Annotated in this window: 18 protein-coding genes; 7 read left to right on the top strand and 11 right to left on the bottom strand. The window is 71.4% G+C overall.

Features of this window, described 5'->3' with window-relative positions; translation table 11 throughout:
• Positions 1-55: 55 nt before the first annotated feature.
• Entirely contained in the window at positions 56-610 is a 555-nt protein-coding gene (locus tag PS467_RS15515; RefSeq protein WP_311035775.1) for a hypothetical protein, read from the bottom strand.
• A gap of 191 nt (positions 611-801) precedes the next feature.
• Here PS467_RS15515 and PS467_RS15520 point away from each other — a divergent pair, with 191 nt between their 5' ends.
• Both PS467_RS15520 and PS467_RS15525 read left to right on the top strand, forming a co-directional pair.
• Positions 802-2,046, top strand: a complete 1,245-nt coding sequence (locus PS467_RS15520; protein ID WP_311035776.1) for a sensor histidine kinase — start codon at positions 802-804, stop codon at positions 2,044-2,046.
• A complete protein-coding gene (locus tag PS467_RS15525; RefSeq protein WP_311035777.1) occupies positions 2,039-2,689 on the top strand; it encodes a response regulator transcription factor in 651 nt (216 codons plus the stop codon). Before PS467_RS15520 ends, PS467_RS15525 begins: the two co-directional genes overlap by 8 nt.
• 34 nt (positions 2,690-2,723) lie before the next feature.
• Here the strand turns inward: PS467_RS15525 and PS467_RS15530 are convergent, their stop codons facing one another.
• The 9 genes from PS467_RS15530 to iolC all read right to left on the bottom strand — a co-directional run bounded on the left by PS467_RS15530 (position 2,724) and on the right by iolC (position 15,655).
• Positions 2,724-5,537, bottom strand: a complete 2,814-nt coding sequence (locus tag PS467_RS15530; protein ID WP_311035778.1) for a helix-turn-helix transcriptional regulator — start codon at positions 5,535-5,537, stop codon at positions 2,724-2,726.
• Between the two features lie 104 nt (positions 5,538-5,641).
• Complete coding sequence (locus tag PS467_RS15535; RefSeq protein ID WP_311035779.1) at positions 5,642-6,403, bottom strand: thioesterase II family protein; 762 nt, start codon at positions 6,401-6,403, stop codon at positions 5,642-5,644.
• A gap of 118 nt (positions 6,404-6,521) precedes the next feature.
• Positions 6,522-8,624, bottom strand: coding sequence for an FUSC family protein (locus tag PS467_RS15540; protein WP_311035780.1), 2,103 nt, complete (start codon positions 8,622-8,624; stop codon positions 6,522-6,524).
• Positions 8,625-8,706: 82 nt separating this feature from the next.
• Positions 8,707-9,162, bottom strand: coding sequence for a hypothetical protein (locus PS467_RS15545; RefSeq protein ID WP_311035781.1), 456 nt, complete (start codon positions 9,160-9,162; stop codon positions 8,707-8,709).
• Positions 9,163-9,363: 201 nt separating this feature from the next.
• A complete protein-coding gene (locus PS467_RS15550) occupies positions 9,364-10,860 on the bottom strand; it encodes a CoA-acylating methylmalonate-semialdehyde dehydrogenase (protein ID WP_311035782.1) in 1,497 nt (498 codons plus the stop codon).
• Positions 10,861-10,916: 56 nt separating this feature from the next.
• On the bottom strand, positions 10,917-12,803 hold the full coding sequence (iolD, locus tag PS467_RS15555) for a 3D-(3,5/4)-trihydroxycyclohexane-1,2-dione acylhydrolase (decyclizing) (RefSeq protein ID WP_311035783.1): 1,887 nt from the start codon (positions 12,801-12,803) through the stop codon (positions 10,917-10,919).
• Positions 12,800-13,705, bottom strand: a complete 906-nt coding sequence (iolB, locus tag PS467_RS15560; RefSeq protein ID WP_311035784.1) for a 5-deoxy-glucuronate isomerase — start codon at positions 13,703-13,705, stop codon at positions 12,800-12,802. Before iolB ends, iolD begins: the two co-directional genes overlap by 4 nt.
• Positions 13,706-13,732: 27 nt before the next feature.
• The gene (locus tag PS467_RS15565; RefSeq protein ID WP_311035785.1) at positions 13,733-14,620 is read right to left on the bottom strand and encodes a Cgl0159 family (beta/alpha)8-fold protein; all 888 of its coding nucleotides are present in this window, start codon (positions 14,618-14,620) and stop codon (positions 13,733-13,735) included.
• Positions 14,621-14,707: 87 nt separating this feature from the next.
• Entirely contained in the window at positions 14,708-15,655 is a 948-nt protein-coding gene (gene iolC, locus PS467_RS15570; protein WP_311035786.1) for a 5-dehydro-2-deoxygluconokinase, read from the bottom strand.
• Between the two features lie 392 nt (positions 15,656-16,047).
• Here iolC and PS467_RS15575 point away from each other — a divergent pair, with 392 nt between their 5' ends.
• The 5 genes from PS467_RS15575 (at position 16,048) to PS467_RS15595 (ending at position 21,437) form a co-directional block, all read left to right on the top strand.
• The gene (locus PS467_RS15575) at positions 16,048-16,968 is read left to right on the top strand and encodes a sugar phosphate isomerase/epimerase family protein (RefSeq protein WP_311035787.1); all 921 of its coding nucleotides are present in this window, start codon (positions 16,048-16,050) and stop codon (positions 16,966-16,968) included.
• Positions 16,969-17,063: 95 nt separating this feature from the next.
• Positions 17,064-18,083: a Gfo/Idh/MocA family protein gene (locus PS467_RS15580; RefSeq protein ID WP_311035788.1), complete on the top strand. Its 1,020-nt coding sequence runs from the start codon at positions 17,064-17,066 to the stop codon at positions 18,081-18,083.
• 229 nt (positions 18,084-18,312) lie between these two features.
• Positions 18,313-18,522, top strand: coding sequence for a helix-turn-helix transcriptional regulator (locus PS467_RS15585; RefSeq protein ID WP_311035789.1), 210 nt, complete (start codon positions 18,313-18,315; stop codon positions 18,520-18,522).
• 254 nt (positions 18,523-18,776) lie between these two features.
• Complete coding sequence (locus tag PS467_RS15590; RefSeq protein WP_311039866.1) at positions 18,777-19,043, top strand: heavy-metal-associated domain-containing protein; 267 nt, start codon at positions 18,777-18,779, stop codon at positions 19,041-19,043.
• Between the two features lie 81 nt (positions 19,044-19,124).
• Positions 19,125-21,437, top strand: coding sequence for a heavy metal translocating P-type ATPase (locus tag PS467_RS15595; RefSeq protein ID WP_311035790.1), 2,313 nt, complete (start codon positions 19,125-19,127; stop codon positions 21,435-21,437).
• A gap of 697 nt (positions 21,438-22,134) precedes the next feature.
• Here the strand turns inward: PS467_RS15595 and PS467_RS15600 are convergent.
• Positions 22,135-23,424: a citrate synthase gene (locus tag PS467_RS15600; RefSeq protein ID WP_268972119.1), complete on the bottom strand. Its 1,290-nt coding sequence runs from the start codon at positions 23,422-23,424 to the stop codon at positions 22,135-22,137.
• Between the last annotated feature and the right edge of the window lie 11 nt (positions 23,425-23,435).

Genomic DNA, 23,435 nt, shown 5'->3' on the forward strand with positions numbered 1-23,435 from the left:
CTCTGCCTTGGGAGGGGATGCCGGGCACACCCGGCGGGGTTGGAGGGCTATGAAATCAGGCTCCGGTCGATACCCGGTCGGCGGCCTGCCGGGGCAGCTGGGCACTGCCGTCGTCCTGGGTCCTCAGCTTGCGCATCTTGGCCAGCAGAACGGCCGTACGGGTCAGCACCATGGCCAGCGCCATGAAGATGAAGGCGTTGGAGTAGGTGTCCTGGCCGCTGATGCCGTAGTCGATGGAGAACTTGATCAGGCCCACGGGGTACCAGTGCTCGGCTCCGTAGACGAAGATGACGCGCGCGCTGGAGAGGACGATCCACACCAGCGCGTAGCCGATGCCGCCGATGGTGTACAACTCGCCCGAGCCGGCGTCCTTGTGGGCGGGCAGCAGCACTCCGGCGATCAGGCCGCAGATGACACCGACGCCGACGCCCACGAGTTGCAGGGACACGTCGTTGTCGCCCACGGTCGGGAAGGAGTGGACGAAGATGGCGACGACCACGGCCACGGCGATGATCGAGCGCAGCATCCGCAGCGTGGTGATGCGGCGGCGGCCGAGGTCGGTCGCCAGGACGATGGTCAGGATGGTGCCGCTCGCGATCAGTGCGGCCATGAATTGGCTCATCTGTGGCATCTGCGACGTTCTCCAAACCAAGGGGACGATGTGCTTCGCGGTGTGACGGCTGTGCGTCCCACCAAGGTCAACCGTAGAAGCGGGCCGTACGGCGCGAGACGACTGAACGGTGGGTTCCGGCTGTCAACCGATCGGTGGACACGGTGGACACCCGTGGTAGTACTGAGACCGTGCGCAATCACTCTCCGGGGGACGGCTCGAGGACCGGTGCGTATCTGGGTCCCGAGTCCGGCACCCGCTGGTTCGGCCTCTGGGACGGCTTCTTCGCCGTTTCCTATCTCGTCACGGCCGTCCTGCTTCTCCTCTCCAGCGGCTCCCAGGTCAGCCACTCCCTCCCGGTGGCCGCGCTGACGCTGATGGTGCCCTGGTACGCGGCGGTCGGCCGGGGGCTGATGATCGAGGCGAGCTACGGGCCCCGGAACCTGGTCTTCGCGGTGGGCCTGGTGGCGCTGTTCTGTGTCACCACGGTGTTCAGCCTGATCGGCACCTTCGCGCTGTTCGCGGTCGTTCCCATGCTGATCATGAGCCTGCCGATGAGCTGGGCGGTGGCGCTGGCCACGGTGGCCAATCTGTGTCCGGTGCTGGTGGTGGTGTTCATCGGTGAGGACCTGGGGCTGAGCGTCTGGGAGATGGTGCCCGTTTCGCTGCTGAGCATCGCGCTGTCGGTCCTGCTGGGGCTGTGGATCAAACGGGTGGTGCGGCAGAGCAAGGAGCGCGGGCAGCTCATCGAGGAGTTGCGGCAGAGCCGGGAGCGGGTGGCCCGGCTCTCCCACGAGGCCGGTATCTCCGCCGAGCGCGAGCGGCTGGCCCGGGAGATCCACGACACTCTGGCGCAGAGTCTGACCAGCATCATCAGCCTGGTGCAGGCAGCCGAGTCGGAGGTGCGCGACGCACCGGACCAGGCGGTGGACCATCTGTCGCTGGCCGGGCGGGTGGCCAAGGAGTCGCTCGCCGAGGCCCGTGACTTCGTGGCCGCCCTGACCCCGCCCGCGCTGCGCGGCGGCTCGCTGTCGCAGGCGGTGCGCCGGCAGGCGGAGGGGCTGATCGCCGAAACCGGCCTGGAGGTGCGGTGTTCGGTGATGGGCGAGGAGAAGGCCCTGCCGATGGCGGTCAGCGTGGTGCTGCTGCGCACCGTGCAGGAGGCCATCGCCAATGTGCGCAAGCACGCCAAGCGGGCCCGTACGGTGGATGTGATCGTGGTCTTCGACCAGGGCGGCGTCCGGCTGCTGGTCCGCGACGACGGCGAGGGGTTCACCCCGGACGGCACACAGGAAGGCTACGGGCTGCGCGGGATGCAGGCCCGGGTGGAGGAGATCGACGGGGTGGCGTCCGTCACCAGCGGCCCCGGACGGGGCACCACCGTGGAGGTGAGCGTGCCGGTGTCGGCGCTGACCGGGGAGGCAGCGAATGGCTGAGGGAGCGTCGAACGGGTCGGGCGGGCCCATCAGGGTCCTGCTGGCCGATGACCATCCCGTGGTGCGGGAGGGGCTGAGCGCCATGCTGGACTCCGCCGAGGGGATCACGGTGGTCGGACAGGCCGGTTCCGGTGAGGAGGCGGTGGTCCAGGCGGTCGCGCTGCGGCCGGACATCACCCTGCTGGACCTGCGCATGGGCGGCATGGACGGGGTCGAGGCCACCGGGCAGATCCTGCGGCAGGTGCCGGCCTGCAAGGTGGTCATCGTGACCACCTACGAGGACGACTCCGACATCCTGCGGGCGGTGGAGGCGGGCGCCGCGGGCTATCTGCTGAAGGGCAGCTCACGTCAGGAGCTGATCGAGGCGGTGCAGACCGCGGCGCGCGGCGAGACGGTGCTCACCCCCTCGCTCGCGGGCAAGCTCTTCCGCACCCGGGTGGCCGAGCCGTCCCCGCTCTCCAACCGTGAGCGGGAGGTGCTGCGGCTGGTCGGCCGGGGGCTGACCAACGCCGAGATCGGCGCGGAGCTGTTCGTCAGCGAGGCCACGGTCAAGACGCATCTGCTGCGCTCGTATCGGAAGCTCGGCGTCTCCGACCGCACGGCCGCGGTGCTGAAGGCCATGGAGCAGGGCCTGCTCTCCTGACCTCGGCGGTGCGGTCAGCAGAGCCGGGAGGCCCTCACACCGTGCCCGTCAGACTGCTGTCGGAGAGCTTCGCGGGCAGGTCGCGGCGGCGCTTGACGTTCAGCTTGCGGTAAATGCGGGTCAGGTGCTGCTCCACGGTGCTGACGGTGACGTACAGCTTGGAGGCGATCTCCCGGTTGGTGTTGCCGTGCGCGGCCAGTACCGCGATCCGCACCTCGGCCTCGGTCAGGGCCTCCACATCGCGCTGCGCCTCCGACCCCTGGCCCGGCTGTGCGGCGGCCGCGGCGAACTCGCCGCTGTCCGCGTGCCGGGGCATCAGCTCGCGGCACAGCGGATCGGCGCCGCAGGTCTTGGCCACGTGCCAGGCCTTGCGGACGAACACCCGGCCCCGGTTGAAGTCGCCCAGGGAGCGGTAGGCGCGGCCGAGTTCGCCGAGGGCGATGGCCAGCTGGACGCGGTCGTCGCCGCCCTCCAGGATCTCGACGGCCTCCTTGAGCCGGGGCACCCGGCGCTTGAGTTCGTCGGTGCGGGCCAGGACGACCAGCAGGGCGCCGCGCAGCCGGGCGTCGTCCGGGCCCCGCCGCAGCTGCTCCTCGGCCAGCGCGCGGGCGCGCCCCGGGTCGCCGAGGGCCAGCCAGGTCTCGGCGGCGTCCAGCCGCCAGGGGGACAGCAGGGGCATGTCCATCCGCCAGGTGTCCATCAGCTCACCGGCGGCCGTGAAGTCGCCGAGCGCGGCGTGGTAACGGCCGGTGGCCAGATGGCAGCGGCCCCTCGCCCGCAGGTAGAACAGCCCGGGGAGGGTCTGGAAGAGCTCGTCGGGCAGGGGCTGTTCGAGCAGCGCCATGGCCTCGTCGTAGTGGCCCATCCCGGTCTCGGCCTGGATCAGGGTGGACAGCAGCAGCCCGATGCCCACGCCCCAGCCCTGGACCGAGATCCGCGACATCGCCGTGCGCGCCTGGTGCGCGGCGACCTGGAGATCGCCCTGGCGCAGCGCGATCTCGGCCCGTACGGCGGACAGCAGCGCCTGCCAGGTGGGCACGCGGCGGGCGGAGCACTCGCCCAGCAGCCGCTCGCACCAGGACAGGGCGAGGTCGAGCCGGCCGGCCAGGACCAGCGCCAGCAGCGCCACGACCAGCGGCTGGAGGGTGCTGTCGCTCAGGTGGTAGCGCTGGAGGACCCGTTCCGCCTCGATGACGGCCCGGTCGACCTGGCCCTCGGTGAGCGCGGCGGACATGGTGGCCGCGGCGTGGGCGTAGGCCAGGCCGGCCATGTCGCGGGGGGCGCCGGTGGCCGCCGGGCTGCCGGTGCCGACGGTGGGCAGGCGGTCGCGCAGCGGGGGGCTGAGCATCGTCAGCCACTGGGCGGAGGCGGAGACGGCGGCGGTCATCGCGGGGTCGTCGCCGCCGGCGCGGGCCGAGCGGGTCAGCGCACAGACGGCGTCGGCGGCCGCGTCCAGCCGTCCCGACCAGGCGAGGTAGGAGGTGGTCGGGGCGACGTCGCGCGGGGCGAGCCGGCCCTTCCGGGCGCCCTCGATGAGCTCGGGCAGATGGCTTTCGGCGGCGGCCGGGCCGATCCGCCAGGCGACGCCGACCAGCCGGGCCTTGAGGGCGGTGCGCTCGGGGCCGGGCTCGCAGGCGTGGTGGGCGTATTCGAGGCAGCGGAGCGCGAACTCCAGCTCCTCCTCGACCAGGGCGAACTCGGCGGCCTCGCGCAGCACGGGGACGGTCCAGCGCTCGGCGTCCTGCCGGGCGGAGACCAGCTGGCGGGCGACGTCGAGCGCGGAGGCGCCGTCGGTGTGCAGCAGCCGGGCGGCGCGGGCGTGCAGGGTGGAGCGGGCGGGCGCGGGGATCGCGTCGAGCACCGCGGTACGGGCCACCTCGTCGCGGAAGGTGTTGTGTTCCAGGAGGCCGCACTGGTGCAGGTCCTGGATGCCCTGGTGGACCGTGTTGACGCTCAGGTCGAGGAGCTGGCCGAGCAGCCGCGGGGAGCGGGCGTCGCCGAGCACGGCGATCCCGCGGGCGATCCGCAGCGCCTCGGGTTCGCCGCGGTGCAGACAGCCGAGGACGGCGTGGGCGAACGCCTCGCCGGGCACGGGCCGTTGCTGCGCCTCGCCGTGCTCGCCCACGGTCCGCCAGTCCTCCAGCAGGGCGCGCAGCAGCAGCGGGTTGCCGCCGGAGACGCGGTGGCATTCGGGGGCCAGGCGGGCGGCGACGGTGGCGGACAGGGAGCCGGACAGCGCCTCGGCGACCCCGGCCTCGGTGAGCATGTGCAGCCGCATGCGGACGCAGTTGGGCTGGCGGAGCAGTTCGGCGTGGAAGGTGAACTGTTCCTGGCGGAGCCGGGGCGATTCGGTGAGGACGATGAGGACCTTCGCCTGACGCACCCGGCGGGCCAGATGGAGCAGGAATTCCAGGGACTGGCCGTCGCCGCAGTGCACATCGTCGACGAGGACGACAAGAGTGCGATCGTCGACCATGCGCAGCAGTACCGAGGTGATCTGGGACATCACGTGCATACGTCCCGCGGCGGTGCTTTCCGGTGCGTTACCGTCCAGCAGCGCGATCGCCTCGGACCGTACGTCGGCGGGCATCGCGGCGTTGTCGAAGATCTTGCGGAGAATGCCGAAGGGAAGGTCGCTCTCGGCGCGCGAACCGGCCGCTTCCAGGAGCAGTGCGCCCTGGTCGATGGCGTGTTCGGCGAAGGTGTTCAGCAGCGTGGTCTTCCCGCTGGCCACCGCGCCACTGACCAGAGCCAGCCGGCCTCGGCCCTGCGTCGCACCGCGCAGCATGTCGCGCAGCGCCGACAGGTGGTTCTCGCACTCGAAGAGGTTCGCAGGCAAAGAATTCATCCCCCGAGGGACGCCCTCCGATGCCCCTGACGGACCGCCGGGGCATCGAGCGTGGCGCGCGGTGTTGTGCAATGCGTCGGCTAGGTTTCCTGAAGCGGTCCGGCTCAGGGTTTCGGTCCCGAAAGCGCCTCCGCGACGAGACTCATGATCTGCGCTTGATGTCCGGCCAAGAAGAAATGGCCGCCCGGGAACACCCGGATGTCGAACGCCCCGGTGGTGTGCGACCGCCATGCCGTGGCCTCATCGAGGCTGGTCCTGGGGTCGTTGTCGCCGGTCAGCACGGTGATCGGCGAGCGGACGGCGGCGTCGGGCGCGGAGCGGTAGGTCTCGATCGCCTTGTAGTCACCGCGGATCGCCGGCATCGCCATGCGCAGGATCTCCTCATTTCCGAGAATGCGTGAATCGGTGCCGCTGAGCAGCTTCATCTCGCGTACGACACCGTCGTCATCACGCCGGTGCACATTCTCGTCGCGGTAACGGGAGGGGGCCCGGCGGCCCGAGGCGAAGAGGGCGCGCGCGGAGAACCCCGCATCGGCCTCCTCCAGACGGCGGGTCACCTCGAACGCGAGCACGGCGCCCATGCTGTGCCCGAAGAAGACGACCGGGAGATCGAGCCAGGGCGTCAACTCCGCCGCGATGGCGTCCGCGTACTCCCCGATGTTGTCGATCAGCGGTTCATGCCGCCGGTCCTGACGCCCCGGATACTGCACGCACAGGACATCGGCGGACGAGGAAAGCGTTTGGGACATCGGGAAGAAGAACGGCGCCGAACCCCCGGCGTGCGGCAGACAGACCAGCCGGGCGCGACTGCTCGGCGCCGGATGGAATCGTCGTATCCAGACGCTGTCTTCTCGCGGTGCACCCATGCGTGGGGAATGTCTTTCACTCATCAAGCAATCCGTGGGGGGGACAAGAACAGCACTGCCCCCTTCATGACTAACACGACCGATGATGTAGGGGGCACCCCTAAGTTTACGGGGATCCTCATTGACTGGGCCCTCGGGGCGTGCGCGACTGCCGGGCGCTCTTGCTGAGCGCCTCCGACAGATCGTCCAGCGCGTCCACGAGTTGCTCGGCGCCGCGCAGCGCCACCCCCGGCGGGTCCCCGGCCGTCCGCTGCCACCGCTCCAGCGACCGGTGCACCGCCGCCCAGTGCGGCGGCCGCCGTTCGCGTACCGCCTCGACCGCCTCCGGCATCGCCTGCCGCAGCGCCGCGGCGAAGTCCTCGGCCTCCGCGGACGGGGGCACATCACGCTCCGGCAGATGCGCCTCCAGCAGCATGACGACCCGTCCCATCGTGGACAGCGCCGTCTGCGCGGCCCGCGCCGCGCGCCGCGACAGTCCGCGGTGGCGCACCGGTTCCCGGTGGGCCTGTGCCTCGCTCTGCTCCCAGGCGGCCCGCGCCGCGCGGGCGTCCAGCAGGGCGTCCCGCACCTGACGGGGGCGGCGGTCGGCGGGGCGGGCGTAGGCGTCGAGGACGGCGGTGGCGAACGAGCCGTTGGCGGCCAGCCAGTCGGCGAGCCGGTCCCGCAGCCGTGGTGTCTCCCAGGCGGGGAAGACCGCGTAGGCGGCCATCGCCAGCACCCCGCCGAGCAGGGTCAGCGCCACCCGCGCCTGGACGGTCTGCTGCCATGCCTCGCCCGGGATGCTGAGCAGGAAGACGACATACGCGCTCACACACGCGGAGGTCACGATGAAACCGGTGCGCAGCAGCAGATACATCGACAGCACGCACAGCACGGCCAGCGTGGTGCTCAGATAGGGGCCGGGGTGGACCAGCGCCACCAGGCCACCGCCGACCAGCACCCCCGCCAGGGTGCCGAGGAAGCGGGCGATACCACGGGAGTACGTCTGGGCGAAGTCCGGCCGCAGGACCATCGTGGAGGTCAGCGGCGCCCAGTAGGCGTGCCCCAGCGGCAGGGCCGTGGACAGCAGATAGCCGCTGACGGCGACCGCGCACAGGCGCACCGCGTGCCGCAGCACCGGCGAGGACCAGCGGGCCTCGCGGCGGACGGCGCGCAGCGCCGCGGTCACGGTGCCCGCGATACCGGGGCGGGGCAGGAAGCGGTGGACCATCCGGCCTTCGGCGGACACCTCCTCCACCGGCTCGTCGGACGCCTCCACCACGTCCGCCACCAGCGAGATGAGCCGCAGCGCGGCGCGGCGGGGGGCGCCGGTCAGCTGCCCGCCGTCCTCCGGCACCCGCACCACGGACATGGCGTCGGAGGGCACCCGCACCGGTTTGCCGTGGCGGATGGCGTGGGCCACGGCGTCCAGCACGGTGCCCGTGGCGGCCAGCAGTTCCCGCACCCGGTCGCGCTCCGGCCCCTCCTCGGGGGCGCCGACCACCGGGTCGGCGAGCGAGGCGAGCACCGGGCGGATCCGCTCGGCCAGCAGCCGGTAGCCCCGCAGCTGGCGCGGGCGGCGCCGGGCCTGACGCGGTGTGAGGGCGGCGGCGCTGCGGGCCTCCATCAGCGGCTTGGGGTCGAACGGCGCCACCGGGTCGTGGCGCAGCCGGCGGGCGTAGTCCGCGACGGCGGCGAGCGCGTCCGCGAGGGCGTCGCGCTGCACACCCCAGGGCCGCACCGGGAAGAGCACGATCAGCAGGGCCTGCACCACGCCGCCGACCCCGATCAGCAGGGCGTGTCCCAGGGCGCCCAGGACCGAGGTCGGCAGGGTGACCGTGATCAGCATGACGGCCACCATCTGGGTGGAGACCAGCCCGGAGACCGGGCCGACCGCCCATGACATGCCGGTCAGCAGCGTCCATACGGCGAGCATGAGGACGAAGCTGAGGGTGTGGGCGGCGGCCAGATAGCCGAGGAAGGTGGACACCGCGAGGAGGGCCGAGGCGGACAGCGCCAGCCAGGGACGGGGGCGCCAACTGCGCTGGAAGGTGGCGATCCCGGCGGAGAACGCGCCGAACGCCGCCGAGACGGCGAGCGTCGTGGAGCCGAGCCACAGCGCCACTGTGACGACGAGCGCGACACCGCCCGCGGCGCGGACCGCCACCAGCGGTTCGGTCCTGGTGCGCTCGATCGCGAGTCCCGTCCGGGCGGTCTCCTTCAACGCGTGCGACCAGGTCATACGGCGAGACTACGGGGTGGTCCGGGGAGAACTGAACCACCCGTTCCGGTCTGGTTCCCCCCGGGACCGCCCCTGGCGGGGATCAGTCCCCGGGCGCGCAGTCCACCTCCAGGAGCTGGAGCGGCCGGCTGCCGTCGAGGTCCACATACGCGGTGAAGGTCGCGGTCCGCGGCTCCTGAGCCCAGTGGGTGGTGATGGTCGCCCAGCCGACCCGCGCGGACTGGGCCGTGGTCACCTCGCCGACCTCGATGTCCGCCGGTTCGTTCTGCGCGCACAGCAGCAGGTCGTAGCCGGGCGTCTGGGCGTTCCGCTCCTTGAGCTGGTCGGAGACCAGGTAATCCCGCTCCCAGGGGCGCGGGCCGTGGTTGCCGTAGAAGCCTTCCAGGAAGTGGTGGATCTCCTCGGCGGTGTAGCGGCCGTTCGGGTCGGTCCGGTCGGTGGCCGAGGCGGGCGCCCCGGCGGCCAGGGCGAGTCCGAGGCCGAGCGCGGCCACGCAGCCGCCGGCCACCGCGGCGCGGGAACGAAGCGAACGAAGCATGACATATCCCCCTGTGTACGGTCGTGCGCTGATGATTCGCGCTGATTCGCCCCATGTTCGGGCGAGTACCCAGGTAGACCCGTCAGCGGTCCGAAAGGTTGCCTCAACTGTCCCTGGGACATGGGCACTCCCACGCCGCCCGCTGTCCCCGTCCCCTGCCGGACCCGGGCCCGGCAGGGACGGAGCGGGGAGCAGGGCGCCTCAGTGGTTCTTCGGGAAGCCGAGGTTGATACCGACCTCCTCCGAGGGCTCCGGCCAGCGGGTGGTGACGACCTTGCCGCGGGTGTAGAAGTGCACCCCGTCGTTGCCGTAGATGTGGTGGTCGCCGAAGAGCGAGTCCTTCCACCCGCCGAAGGAGTGGTAGCCGACCGGCACCGGGATCGGCACGTTGACGCCGACCATGCCCGCCTCGACCTCCAGCTGGAAGCGGCGCGCGGCGCCGCCGTCGCGGGTGAAGATGGCCGCACCGTTGCCCCACTTGGAGCTGTTGATCAGCTCGATGGCCTCGTCATAGGTCTCGGCGCGGACCACGCACAGCACCGGACCGAAGATCTCGTCGCGGTAGGCGTCGGCGGTCGGCGGCACCTTGTCCAGCAGCGAGACGCCGATGAAGAACCCGCTCTCGTAGCCCTCGACGGTGTACCCGGTGCCGTCCACGACCACCTCGGCGCCCTGGGCGGCGGCCCCGTGCACATAGGAGGCGACCTTGTCGCGGTGCTCCTTGGTGATGAGCGGGCCCATCTCGGAGGCCGGGTCCGTCCCGGGGCCGATCCGCAAGCGGGCCGCCCGGTCGGCGATCTTCTTCACCAGCTCGTCGCCGGTGTCGCCGACCGCGACCACGACGGAGACCGCCATGCAGCGCTCACCGGCCGAGCCGTAGGCGGCGTTGATGGCGTTGTCCGCGGCGAAGTCCAGATCGGCGTCGGGCAGCACCAGCATGTGGTTCTTGGCGCCGCCGAGCGCCTGCACCCGCTTGCCGTGCTCAACGGCCTTGGCCTGGATGTACTTCGCGATCGGCGTCGAGCCCACGAAGCTGACCGCCGCGACGTCCGGATGCTCCAGCAGCCGGTCGACGGCCACCTTGTCGCCGTTGACGACGTTGAGCACGCCGTCCGGCAGCCCCGCCTCGGTGGCCAGCTCGGCCAGCCGACGGGAGGCCGAGGGGTCCTTCTCGCTGGGCTTGAGGACGAAGGTGTTACCGCAGGCGATGGCCACCGGGAACATCCACAGCGGCACCATCGCCGGGAAGTTGAACGGGGTGATGCCCGCGACCACGCCGAGCGGCTGGCGGATCGAGGACACATCGACCCCGGTGGAGACCTGGGTGGACAGCTCGCCCTTCAGCTTCTCGGCGATCCCGCAGGCCAGCTCCACGATCTCCAGGCCGCGGGCCACCTCGCCGAGCGCGTCGGAGTGGACCTTGCCGTGCTCGGCGGTGATCAGCTCGGCGATCTCCTCCCGGTGGGCGTCCAGCAGCTCGCGGTACTTGTAGAGGATCGCGCTGCGCTTGGCGAGGGACACCGACTTCCAGGAGGCGAACGCCTCCTTGGCGGCGGCCACGGCCGCGTCGACCTCGGCCACGGAGGCGAGGGCGACCTGGGTGTCCTGGGCACCGGTGGCGGGGTTGTAGACCGGGCCGTACGCGCCGGCCGTGCCCTCGGCGGTCGTGCCGCCGATCCAGTGGTTGACGGTCTTCATGGGTGCGGGGCCTTTCTCCCGAAAACGTCTCCCTCGAAACGTCTCTCTCGAAAACGTCAGAGGTGGCGGCGGCGTGCGGCGGCCTGCCGGTCGTAGTCCTCGCGGGCCTTCACGGCGGCGGGGCGGGTCGCGGTCTGGGCGACGGGCACGTCCCACCACGCCTGTGCCTCGGGTGCGCCCGGCGCCGTACCGGCCGTCTCGGTCTCCACGTACACACAGGTGGGCCGGTCCGAGGCGCGGGCCGCGGCGAGCGCCTCGCGCAGCTCGCGCACGCTCTTCGCGCGCAGCACGCCCATGCCGAGCGAGGCCGCGTTGGCGGCCAGATCGACCGGGAGCGGATCGCCGGTGTACTGGCCGTCGGCCGCCCGGAAGCGGTAGGCGGTGCCGAACCGCTCGGCGCCGGTGGTCTCCGACAGACCGCCGATCGAGGCGTAGCCGTGGTTCTGGACCAGCACGACGTTGATGTTGATGCCCTCCTGGACCGCGGTGACGATCTCGGTGGGCATCATCAGATACGTACCGTCGCCGACCAGCGCCCAGACCGGGGTGCCGGGCGCCGCGAGCCGTACGCCGATGGCGCCGGGGATCTCGTAGCCCATGCAGGAGTAGCCGTACTCCAGGTGGTACTGGCGCGGGGAGCGGGCGCGCCACAGCTTGTGGAGGTCGCCCGGCAGCGACCCGGCCGCGTTGATCACCACGTCCTCGTCGCCGACGACCGCGTCCAGGGCGCCCAGGACCTGGGTCTGGGACGGGCGGGCGGTCTCGTCCCCGGCGGCGAAGGCGGCGTCCACCCGGCGCTCCCACGCGGCCTTGCCGGTGCGGTACTCGGCCTCGTACGTCTCGTCGACCCGGTGGCCCGCCAGCTCGGCGGTGAGCGCTTCGAGCCCGGCGCGGGCATCGGCGACCAGGGTGGTGGCGCCCAGTTTGTGGGCGTCGAACGGCGTGATGTTGAGGTTGAGGAAGCGGACGGCCGGGTCCGCGAACAGGGTCGCGGAGGCGGTGGTGAAGTCGCTGTAGCGGGTGCCCACACCGATGACCAGGTCGGCGGTGCGGGCGAGGTCGTCCGCGACGGCGGTGCCGGTGTGGCCGATACCGCCGATGTCGGCGGGGTGGTCGTAGCGCAGCGAGCCCTTGCCCGCCTGGGTGGAGGCCACCGGGATGCCGGTGGCGTCGACGAGGGCGCGCAGGCTGTCCTCGGCCTCGCTGTGGTGGATTCCGCCGCCCGCGACGATCAGCGGCCGGCGGGCGGCGCGGATCGCCTGCGCGGCGGCGGCCACCTCGGCCGCCTCCGGGGCGGGGCGGCGGACCGGCCAGACCCGGTCGGCGAAGAACTCCTCGGGCCAGTCGAACGCCTCGGCCTGCACGTCCTGCGGCAGGGCCAGGGTGACGGCGCCGGTCTCGGCCGGGTCCGCCAGCACCCGCATGGCCTGGAGCGCGGCCGGGATCAGCGCCTCGGGGCGCACCACCCGGTCGAAGTAGCGGGAGACCGGGCGCAGCGCGTCGTTCACCGAGATGTCGCCCGCGTACGGCACTTCGAGCTGCTGGAGCACCGGGTCGGCGGGGCGGGTGGTGAAGATGTCGCCGGGCAGCAGCAGCACCGGCAGCCGGTTGACGGTGGCGAGCGCGGCACCGGTGACGAGATTGGTGGCGCCGGGGCCGATGGAGGTGGTGACGGCCTGGGCGGCGAGCCGGTTGTTGTGGCGGGCGTAGCCGACCGCCGCGTGCACCATCGCCTGCTCGTTACGGCCCTGGAGGTACGGCATGGTGTCCGGCCCGGACTCCAGCAGCGCCTGGCCGAGCCCGGCCACATTGCCGTGGCCGAAGATGCCCCAGGTGGCGTTGATCAGGCGCCGCCGCCGCCCGTCCCGCTCGGTGTACTGGTGGGCCAGGAACTCCACCAGGGCCTGGGCGACGGTCAGCCGTCGCACTGCCGACGTGTTCATCGTGGGTCTCCAGCGGGTGCTTGGGTCAGGGGCAGTCGGGGGTCGACGGGCTGGTCCGGCCAGGTGGAGCGGATCCAGCCGTGCTCGGGGTGGTCGCAGATGAGCCAGGCGCGCTCCGCCCCCGGGCCCGCCATGACGTTGAGGTAGTACATGTCGTGGCCGGGGGCGGCGATGGAGGGGCCGTGCCAGCCGTCCGGGATGAGGACGGTGTCACCGGAGCGGACCTCGGCGAGGACGTCGGTGCCCCGGCCGTGGCCCGAGGGGGAGACCCGCTGGTAGCCGACGCCCTCGGTGCCGTGGGCCTCGGCGATCTCGAAGTAGTAGATCTCCTCCAGCTCGCTCTCCTCGCCGGGACGGCACTGGTCGTGCTTGTGCGGCGGGTAGGAGGACCAGTTGCCGCCCGGGGTGAGCACCTCCACCGCGATGAGCTTGTCGCACGCGAAGGTGCCGGCCGCGCCGAAGTTGTTGACCTGGCGCGAGCAGGTGCCGCTGCCGCGCAGCTCGACGGGGACGGCGGAGGCCGGTCCGTAGCGCGCGGGCAGCCGGCGCTCGCAGCGGGCGCCGGTGAGCGCGAAGCGGCCGCCGGCACCGGCGGCGATCCGCGCGTGGGAGTCGCGCGGCAGGTAGGCGAAGTCGCTCACCCCGCTGAACACGCTGTCCCGGCCGTGCAGTTCGAAGGTCTCACCCTCGGCGGTCACGGTGCAGCCGCCGCTCAGCGGCAGCACGATCCACTCGCTGTCACCGGTGTCCAGGGAGTGCGAGCCGCCGGGCGGCAGCTCGAGGACGCGCAAGCTGGAGTAGCCCCAGCCGGCCCGCTCAGGGTCGATGTCCACGGCGTAGGGTCCGTCGGCCGCCTGGCCGGCCCGCAGATGAAAGCCGGGGAACGGATCGGTGGTGGTCATGGCGTGCAGTCTCTGCCTTTCGTCACGTCACAGCAGGCCGACGGCGGTGTCCACGGCGGTCTCGACACTGCCCTCCGCCGGGTAGAGCAGGGAGCGCCCGACGACCAGCCCCTGCACGGTGGGCAGGCGCAGCGCCTTGCGCCACTTCTCGTACGCCTCCTCCTGGTCCTGCGGAGACTTGCCCACGTCGCCGCCGAGCAACACCGCCGGCAGGGTGCTCGTCTCCATCACCGCCGCCATCTCGTCGGCGTCCCTCGTGACCGGCACCTTCAGCCAGGTGTAGGCGGAGGTGCCGGCGAGCCCGGAGGCGATGGCGATGGACGTGGTGACGGCCTCGGCGCTCAGGTCGTTGACGACCTTTCCGTCCACCCGGCGGGAGATGAACGGTTCGACGAAGACGGGCAGCCGCCGCTCGGCCATCTCGTCGATGGCGCGGGCGGTGGAGGCCATGGTGGTCAGCGAACCGGCGTCGGCGTAGTCGATGCGCAGCAGCAGCTTTCCGGCGTCGAAGCGGAGCCGGGTCAGGTCCTGGGGGCGGTGCCCGGTGAACCGGTCGTCGAGTTCGAAGGAGGCCCCGGCGAGACCGCCGCGGTTCATCGAGCCCATGACGACCTTGCCGTCGAGGGCGCCGAGCAGCAGCAGGTCCTCGAGGATGTCGGCGGTGGCGAGCACCCCGTCGACCCCGGGCCGGGACAGCGCCACGCACAGCCGCTCCAGCAGCTCGACCCGGTTGGCCATGGCCAGCTTGTGGCCGCCGACGGCGAGGGCGCCGCGCGCCGGGTGGTCGGCGGCCAGGATCATCAGGCGGCCGCTGTCCCCGATCAGGGGGCGGCGGACCCGGCGGGCGGCCGCCTCGGCGATGGCCTCCGGGTGCCGGCTCCGCACCGTGACGAGGTCCGAGATGCTGATGCTCACAGTAGTTCCTCGCATTCGCGATTCATGAGGGTCACCCGGGACTCGGGCACCGCGTGACCGGACGGGGGGAAGGGCTGACGGCTGTGGTCAGTTCCCCGCCAGCAGGGCCTCGACCTCTGCTTCGGTGGGCATCGCGGAGGAGCAGGCGAGCCGGGAGGCGACGATGGCGCCCGCGGCGTTGGCGTACCGCATGATCTTCTCCAGGGGCAGGTCCGAGAGCAGCCCGTGGCACAGGGCGCCGCCGAACGCGTCGCCCGCGCCGAGGCCGTTGACCACCTCGACCGGGACGGGCGGGACCTCGGCGGTGGTGCCGTCGCGGTGCATGGCGAGAACGCCGCGGGGGCCCTGTTTGACGATGGCGAGCTCCACACCCGCCTCCAGCAGCCCCTGCGCGCACGCCTTGGGCTCACGCGCCCCGGTGGCGATCTCGCATTCGTCGACGTTGCCGACGGCGACGGTCGCATGGCGCAGCGCCTCGGCGTAGAAGGGGCGGGCGGTTTCCGGGTCGGCCCAGAACATCGGCCGCCAGTCGAGGTCGAAGACGGTGGTGCCGCTCTTGGCGCGGGCGGCGAGCGCGGCGAGGGTGCTGGTGCGGCTGGGCTCCTCGCTGAGTCCGGTGCCGGTCATCCAGAAGATCCGGGCGGCGCGGATGGCGTCGAGGTCCAGCTCATCGGAGTGGATCTCCAGATCGGGCGCCTTGGGGCGGCGGTAGAAGTACAGCGGGAAGTCGTCGGGCGGGAAGATCTCGCAGAAGGTGACCGGGGTGGGGTACTGCTCGACCGGGGTGACGAAGCGGTCGTCCACCCCGAAGGCCCGCAACTCCTGGTGGATGTAGTCGCCGAACGGGTCCGCCCCGGTGCGGCTGATCACCGCGGAGCGGTGGCCGAACCGGGCCGCGGACACCGCGACATTGGTCGCCGAGCCGCCGAGGAACTTTCCGAACGATGCGACCTGCGGCAGTGGCACACCGGTCTGGAGCGGATAGAGGTCCACTCCGATGCGGCCCATCGTGATCAGGTCGTACGGCTCACTCATGCCTGTCCCTTCGGGAAAGACGCAGCTCAGGGTCTGGTGCTCAGGATCTGGTGGTGCGGAACTCCGGGACGGACCCGGCCCTACAGGTCTAGACGCGCTCCCCTTACAGTGTCAAGACTTTGTCCTTACATTATGACGTACTTCCCGCACCGACTGGCGGGCGGGCGTTATGGCGCCGCCACGTCCAGATGAAATATTGTCCTGCCAAATCCCGGAGGCACGACAGGCGGGAGAACAGCCCGCGGCGAGGCGAACGCGGTGCGCGAGGACTCCTCCTCACTGACCAGACATCCGAATGTCCTGACGAAGTCTTGACGGCCGACCGTCCGGCCGGTGAAGCTGCCCAAAGCAGTACGACGCGGGCACCCAGCACACCGAGGAGACCCTCTGCCATGACTGCCGACGCCTCCCCCGCACCCGTCCTGGACCGCATCCGGGTCGGCTCGGCCCCCGACTCCTGGGGGGTGTGGTTCCCCGACGACGATCAGCAGGTCTCCTGGCAGCGCTTCCTCGACGAGGTCGCGGAGGCCGGCTACGAGTGGATCGAGCTGGGACCGTACGGCTATCTGCCCAGCGATCCGGCCCGGCTCACCGAGGAGACCGGACGGCGCGGCCTCAAGGTCTCCGCGGGCACCGTCTTCACCTCGCTGCACCGCGGCCCCGAGGTCTGGGACGCCACCTGGGAGCACGTCTCCCAAGTGGCCGAGCTGACCCGGGCGATGAACGCGGGACACCTCGTGGTCATCCCCTCCTTCTGGCGGGACGACAAGACCGCCGAACTGATCGAGCCCCCGACGCTCACCGCCGAGCAGTGGCGCCACCTGGCCACCGGGATGGAGCGGCTCGGCCGCGAGGTGCGGGAGCGCTTCGGACTCGACATCGTCGTCCACCCGCACGCCGACACCCATATCGACACCGAGGAGAACGTGGCCCGCTTCCTGGACGCCACCGACTCCGACCTGGTCAGCCTCTGCCTGGACACCGGCCACTACGCCTACTGCGGCGGCGACAGCGTCAAGCTGATCGAGACCTACGGCGAGCGCGTCGGCTATCTCCACCTCAAGCAGGTCGACCCGGAGATCCTCGCCGACGTGGTCAGGAACGAGGTGCCGTTCGGCCCCGCCGTCCAGCGCGGCGTCATGTGCGAACCGCCGAAGGGCGTTCCGGAGCTCGGACCCGTGCTGACCGCGGCCCAGCAGCTGGACGTGGACCTGTTCGCCATCGTCGAGCAGGACATGTACCCCTGCCCGCCCGACCAGCCCTTCCCCATCGCCGAGCGCACCCGGCGCTTCCTGCGCTCCTGCGGCGCCTGACCATCGGCGCTGACCATCGGCGCTGACCACCGGCGCCTGACCATCCGTTCGCCACACGGCCCGTTCGCCGGCAGAGAGAGAAGAGAGACGAGGCTATGACGCAGCAGGGGACGCTCGGGGTCGCCGTCATCGGGACCGGCACGATGGGCGCCGACCACGTCCGCCGCATCAACGACGTGATCAGCGGCGCGCGGGTGGCCGCCGTGGTCGACATCGACGAGGCGCGGGCCAAGGCGGCGGCCGACACCGCCGACGGCTGTCAGGCGTTCACCGACCCGGCCGCCGCGATGACCGCGCCCGGCGTGGACGCGGTGCTCATCGCCTCGCCGGGACCTGCCCATGAGGCCGCGCTGCTCAGCGCGTTCGAGCACGATCTGCCGGTGCTGTGCGAGAAGCCGCTCACCCCGGACTCCGCGTCCGCGCTGCGGGTGCTGGAGGCCGAGCAGCGGCTCGGCCACCGCCGGGTCCAGGTGGGCTTCATGCGCCGCTACGACACCGAGTTCATGAAGCTCAAGGCGCTGCTGGCGGGTGGCGAGCTGGGCCGGCCGCTGCTGCTGCACTGCCGGCACCGCAACGTCTCGGTCCACTCGTACTTCACCAACGAGATGCTGATCAGCGACTCCGTGGTGCATGAGATGGACCAGTCGCGCTGGCTGCTGGAGCAGGAGATCACCGCGGTCAGCGTGCTCAAGCCGGCCCCCAGCTCGCTGTCCCCCGAACCGCTCAGCGACCCCCAGCTGGTGATTTTCGAGACCACCGGCGGCGCGCTCGTCAATGTGGAGATCTTCGCCACCTGCGGCTTCGGCTACCAGGTCCAGGCGGAGGCGGTCTGCGAACGGGGCACCGCCCGCGTCGGCGACGCCCACGGCATGCTGGTCAACCGGCCCGGCACCTGGGGCGGGGAGATCGCCCCCGACTTCGTGGCGCGCTTCGAGGAGGCGTACGACCGCGAGGTGCAGACCTGGGTGAACGCCACCCGGCGCGGGGAGGTCGAGGGGCCCAGCGCCTGGGACGGCTATGCCGCGGCCGCCGTCTGCGAGGCGGGGATCCGGGCCCAGAGCACGGGCCGGCGCACGGCCGTCGAGATGATCGAACGCCCCGCCTTCTACCGCTGACGCCCCGCGGGCCGACGCCTCCCCGTCCGGCCCGCTGCCGCTGTCACCCGAATGTCACGGCCGTCACATCTCCACCCGCCTTCCGTCACAGGTGCTCAACAGCCCCTGGCCCTCCTTCACGCAGCGTCGTTGACCGGGCACAGGCTGATGGAATGTGAGCAGGCGCGCCGTGGCTCCCCCGACGGCCCCACTGGGCCGTGGCCGTGGCACCTGCGGAAGGGCATGAGAGATGACCGACCGGAGGCTGTGGTCCTACAGGGAGATCGCCGCGCATATCGGTGTGCAGACCAACACCGTACGGTCCTATCGCAAACACGGCCTGCTGCCGCCCCCCGATCTGGTGGAGGGCGGCAAGCCGTACTGGTACGCGGACACGATCCGCTCCTGGGTGGTCCGCAGACCCGGCAACCGCCGCGCCCGACGCGACGTCGAGGATTAGCGGCGCTGCAGCTCAACGGTGCCTTGGCTCAGCGGTGCCGAGGTTCAACGGCGCCGAGGCCGCCCCGTACCCCCCGCGCCACCCCCGCCCCCCCGCACACCGGGCCGAGGCGGGGTGCGCGCGGGCGTGGCACGGCGGGGTGCGCGCGGGCGCGACACACCTTTCGCGGACCGGCGCACCTCCAGCTTCCGGGAATACCCCCTAGGGGTATAGAGTCGGCAGTGTCAGGAGACGCTGGGGCCATCCGGCGCCTCCTGCGCACCGACCGTCACGCTCACCCCACACAGGAGAACCCCATGAGCTCCGAGGCTGTCACCACCGTCTACCAGGTGACCGGTATGACCTGCGGCCACTGCGAAGGCGCCGTATCCGAGGAGATCGGGGCCCTCGACGGGGTCGACTCCGTCAAGGCCGTGGCCTCCACCGGCCAGGTCACCGTGGTCTCGACCGCCCCGCTGGACGACGAGGCCGTCCGCGCCGCCGTGGACGAGGCGGGCTACGAGCTCGTCGGCCGGGCCTGAGCCCACCCATCCCCCGCCGGGCCGCACCGCCCTGCTCATACAGCCGCCGTACGGCCCGGCCCTCCTCCCAGGAGACCAGACATGACCACCACGGCTCCCCATGCCGGGCCCGCCGCCGGCAGCACGGCGACGGCCGGCGGGCACCCCTCGCAGGTCGAGCTCGCCATCGGCGGTATGACCTGCGCGTCCTGCGCCGCGCGCGTCGAGAAGAAGCTCAACCGCCTCGACGGCGTCACCGCCACGGTGAACTTCGCCACCGAGAAGGCCAAGGTGTCCTACACCGAGGGGATCGAGGTCGCCGACCTGATCGCCACCGTCGTCAAAACCGGGTACACCGCCGAGGTACCGCGCCCCGCGGTACCCGAGCCACGCACCCCCGAGGGCACCGGCACACCGGAGACCGACCGGCGCGGTGAGGGCGAACCGGGCTCCCTGCGCCACCGCATGCTCGTCTCCCTCGTCCTGTCCCTGCCCGTCGTGGTGCTGGCGATGGCGCCCGCGCTCCAGTTCGACAACTGGCAGTGGCTCTCGCTCACCCTCGCCGCGCCGGTCGTCGTCTGGGGCGGCGCGCCCTTCCACAAGGCCGCCTGGACGGGCGTCCGGCACGGCGCGGCCACCATGGACACCCTCGTCTCCATCGGCACCCTCGCGGCCCTCGGCTGGTCCCTGTGGGCACTGTTCTTCGGTCACGCGGGCATGCCGGGGATGCGGCACGGCTTCGATCTCACCGTCTCCCGGACCGACGGATCGTCCTCGATCTACCTGGAGGCGGCCGCCGGGGTGACCACCCTCATCCTCCTCGGCCGCTACCTGGAGGCGAAGTCCAAGCGACGGGCGGGTGCGGCGCTGCGCGCGCTGCTGGAGCTCGGCGCCAAGGACGTGGCCGTCCTGCGCGCGGGCGGTGAGGTACGGATTCCCGTCGGCGAGCTGGCGGTCGGCGACCGCTTCGTGGTCCGCCCCGGTGAGAAGATCGCCACCGACGGCACGGTGGTCGAGGGCTCCTCCGCCGTGGACGCCTCGATGCTGACCGGCGAGTCCGTACCGGTGGACGTGGTGCCCGGCGACCCGGTCGCGGGCGCGACCGTCAACACGGCGGGCCGGATCGTGGTCGAGGCCACCCGCGTGGGCGCGGACACCCAGCTGTCCCGTATGGCCAAGCTGGTCGAGGACGCGCAGAACGGCAAGGCCGAGGTGCAGCGCCTGGCCGACCGGGTCTCGGGGATCTTCGTGCCGATCGTGCTGGTGATCGCCGTGGGCACCCTGCTGGGCTGGCTGCTCACCACCAGCGACGCGGCCGCCGCCTTCACCGCGGCCGTGGCCGTCCTGATCATCGCCTGCCCGTGCGCCCTGGGCCTGGCCACCCCGACCGCGCTGATGGTCGGCACCGGCCGCGGCGCCCAGCTGGGCATCCTGATCAAGGGTCCCGAGGTGCTGGAGTCGACCCGCCGGGTGGACACCGTCGTCCTGGACAAGACCGGCACGGTGACCACCGGACAGATGCGGCTGCACGAGGTCGTGACGGCACCCGGCGTGGACGAGCAGGAGCTGCTGCGGCTCGCGGGCGCCCTGGAGCACGCCTCCGAGCACCCGATCGCCCGAGCCATCGCGGACGGCGCGGCCGAGCGGACGGGCGCCCTCCCGGCACCCGCGGACTTCCGGTCCGAGCCCGGCCTCGGCGTCCAGGGCGTGGTGGACGGCCACGCGGTACTGGTCGGCCGCGAGAAGCTGCTCGGCCAATGGGCCATCGAACTGCCCGAGGACCTGGCGGCCGCCAAGGCGGCGGCCGAGTCGGAGGGGCGCACGGCGGTCGCAGTGGCCTGGGACGGCCAGGCGCGCGGCGTCCTCCTGGTGGCCGACGCGATCAAGGAGACCAGCGCCGAGGCCATCGCCCAGCTGCGCGCACTCGGCCTCACCCCGGTGCTGCTGACCGGGGACAACCGGCTCGTCGCCGAGTCGGTGGCCCGCGAGGTCGGCATCGACGACGTCATCGCCGAAGTACTGCCGCAGGACAAGGTGGCCGTGGTGAAGCGGCTCCAAGGAGAGGGCCGTACGGTCGCCATGGTGGGCGACGGGGTCAACGACGCGGCCGCCCTGGCCACCGCCGACCTCGGACTCGCGATGGGCACGGGCACGGACGCGGCCATCGAGGCCGGGGACCTGACCCTGGTCCGGGGCGACCTACGGGTGGCGGCGGACGCGATCCGGCTGGCGCGCCGGACGCTCGGCACCATCAAGGGCAACCTCTTCTGGGCGTTCGGCTACAACGTCGCCGCGCTGCCGCTCGCGGCGGCCGGACTGCTGAACCCGATGATCGCGGGAGCCGCCATGGCGTTCTCGTCGGTGTTCGTGGTGACGAACAGTCTGCGACTGCGCACCTTCACGGCATCCACATAGATTCACCAAGTCCCCATAAGCCGCACAACACCCATACGGTGGAGCCTCGATCTTCAAATCGAGGCTCTTGCCCTTTTACGGCCCATATGGCAAGAGACGCAGATCACAGACAACCCAACGTAACCATCGCGGGGGGTCGCGAGTCTAATGGGACGGTGGGGATTCGTCTTGGGGGACGCATCCTGCTACGCGTGGCCGGGGCGATGTACTCGGGGAGCTTTGAGCGGCCCTCCCGTAGGTACCCGTCCCGGCAGATCGCGTCACCATAAGGCCCGCAAGGGCCCGTGGACGCCCGGCCGGATCCCGTGGGGGGAATCCGCTCCGGGGCAAGGGAAGCGCCCCGCTCCGACCCGTGGGGGGATCGGAAGCGGGGCGCTTCTCGTTTTTTTGGGGGCTCGGTTCGCCTCCGGGGCGCCTTAGTCGCTGTCGACGGTCGACCGTGCTCGGTCGCTCGTTCCTCGCTCCCTGCGCGCGCTCTCCCTTACGACAGCGACGCGCCCCTTCGGCTCACTCGCCGGTCAGACCAAGCACCCGGGGGCACTACGCCACCCATCGGCTTACCCCAGCGACCACCAGGGGCACCCCCAGCAGGAAAAACCAAGGGGCCGGATGCGCAATGGCACCCGGCCCCTCAAGAGGGAACCCCGGGGGTGCCCCCACTCAGCAAAGCGGGACGGGGGCACCGGAGAAGCGATGGTTACCGCTCTTCGACCGGGACGAAGTCGCGCTCGACGACGCCGGTGTAGATCTGGCGCGGGCGGCCGATGCGGGAGCCCGGCTCCTTGATCATCTCGTGCCACTGGGCGATCCAGCCCGGCAGCCGGCCGAGCGCGAACAGCACGGTGAACATCTCGGTCGGGAAGCCCATGGCCCGGTAGATCAGACCGGTGTAGAAGTCCACGTTCGGGTAGAGCTTGCGCTCCACGAAGTAGTCGTCCGCGAGGGCGTGCTCCTCGAGCTTGAGCGCGATGTCGAGCAGCTCGTCGGACTTGCCGAGGGCGGAGAGGACATCGTGCGCCGCCGACTTGATGATCTTCGCCCGGGGGTCGAAGTTCTTGTAGACGCGGTGCCCGAAGCCCATGAGCTTCACGCCGTCTTCCTTGTTCTTCACCTTGCGGATGAAGGTGTCGACGTCGCCGCCCGAGGCCTGGATGCCCTCCAGCATCTCCAGCACGGACTGGTTGGCGCCGCCGTGCAGGGGGCCCCACAGGGCGTTGATGCCCGCCGAGATGGAGGCGAACATGTTGGCCTGCGAGGAGCCGACCAGCCGGACCGTGGAGGTCGAACAGTTCTGCTCGTGGTCGGCGTGCAGGATCAGCAGCTTGTCGAGCGCGCTGACCACGATCGGGTCGAGCTCGTACTCCTGGGCGGGGACCGAGAAGGTCATCCGGAGGAAGTTCTCGACATAGCCGAGGTCATTGCGCGGGTACACGAACGGGTGGCCGACCGACTTCTTGTACGCGTAAGCGGCAATGGTCGGCAGCTTGGCCAGCAGCCGGATCGTCGAGAGGTTGCGCTGCTTCTCGTCGAAGGGGTTGTGGCTGTCCTGGTAGAAGGTCGACAGCGCGCTGACCACGGAGGACAGCATCGCCATCGGGTGGGCGTCGCGCGGGAAGCCGTCGTAGAACCGCTTGACGTCCTCATGGAGCAGCGTGTGGCGAGTGATGTCCTCGCGGAACGCCGCCAGTTCATCGACGGTCGGCAGCTCCCCGTTGATCAGCAGGAAGGCCGTCTCCAGGAAGGAGGCGCGCTCCGCCAGCTGCTCGATGGGGTAGCCGCGGTAACGCAGGATGCCCTGCTCACCGTCCAGGTAGGTGATCGCGGATTTGTACGCGGCGGTATTGCCGTAACCGGAATCCAGGGTCACCAGACCGGTCTGGGCGCGCAGCTTGCCGATATCAAAGCCCTTGTCGCCGACAGTGCTGTCGACCACCGGGTAGGTGTACTCGCCGTCCCCGTACCGCACTACTACAGAGTTGTCGCTCACGTCATCCCTCA

It is taken from the genome of Streptomyces luomodiensis, from assembly GCF_031679605.1.
GTDB classification, from domain to species: Bacteria; Actinomycetota; Actinomycetes; order Streptomycetales; family Streptomycetaceae; genus Streptomyces; species Streptomyces luomodiensis.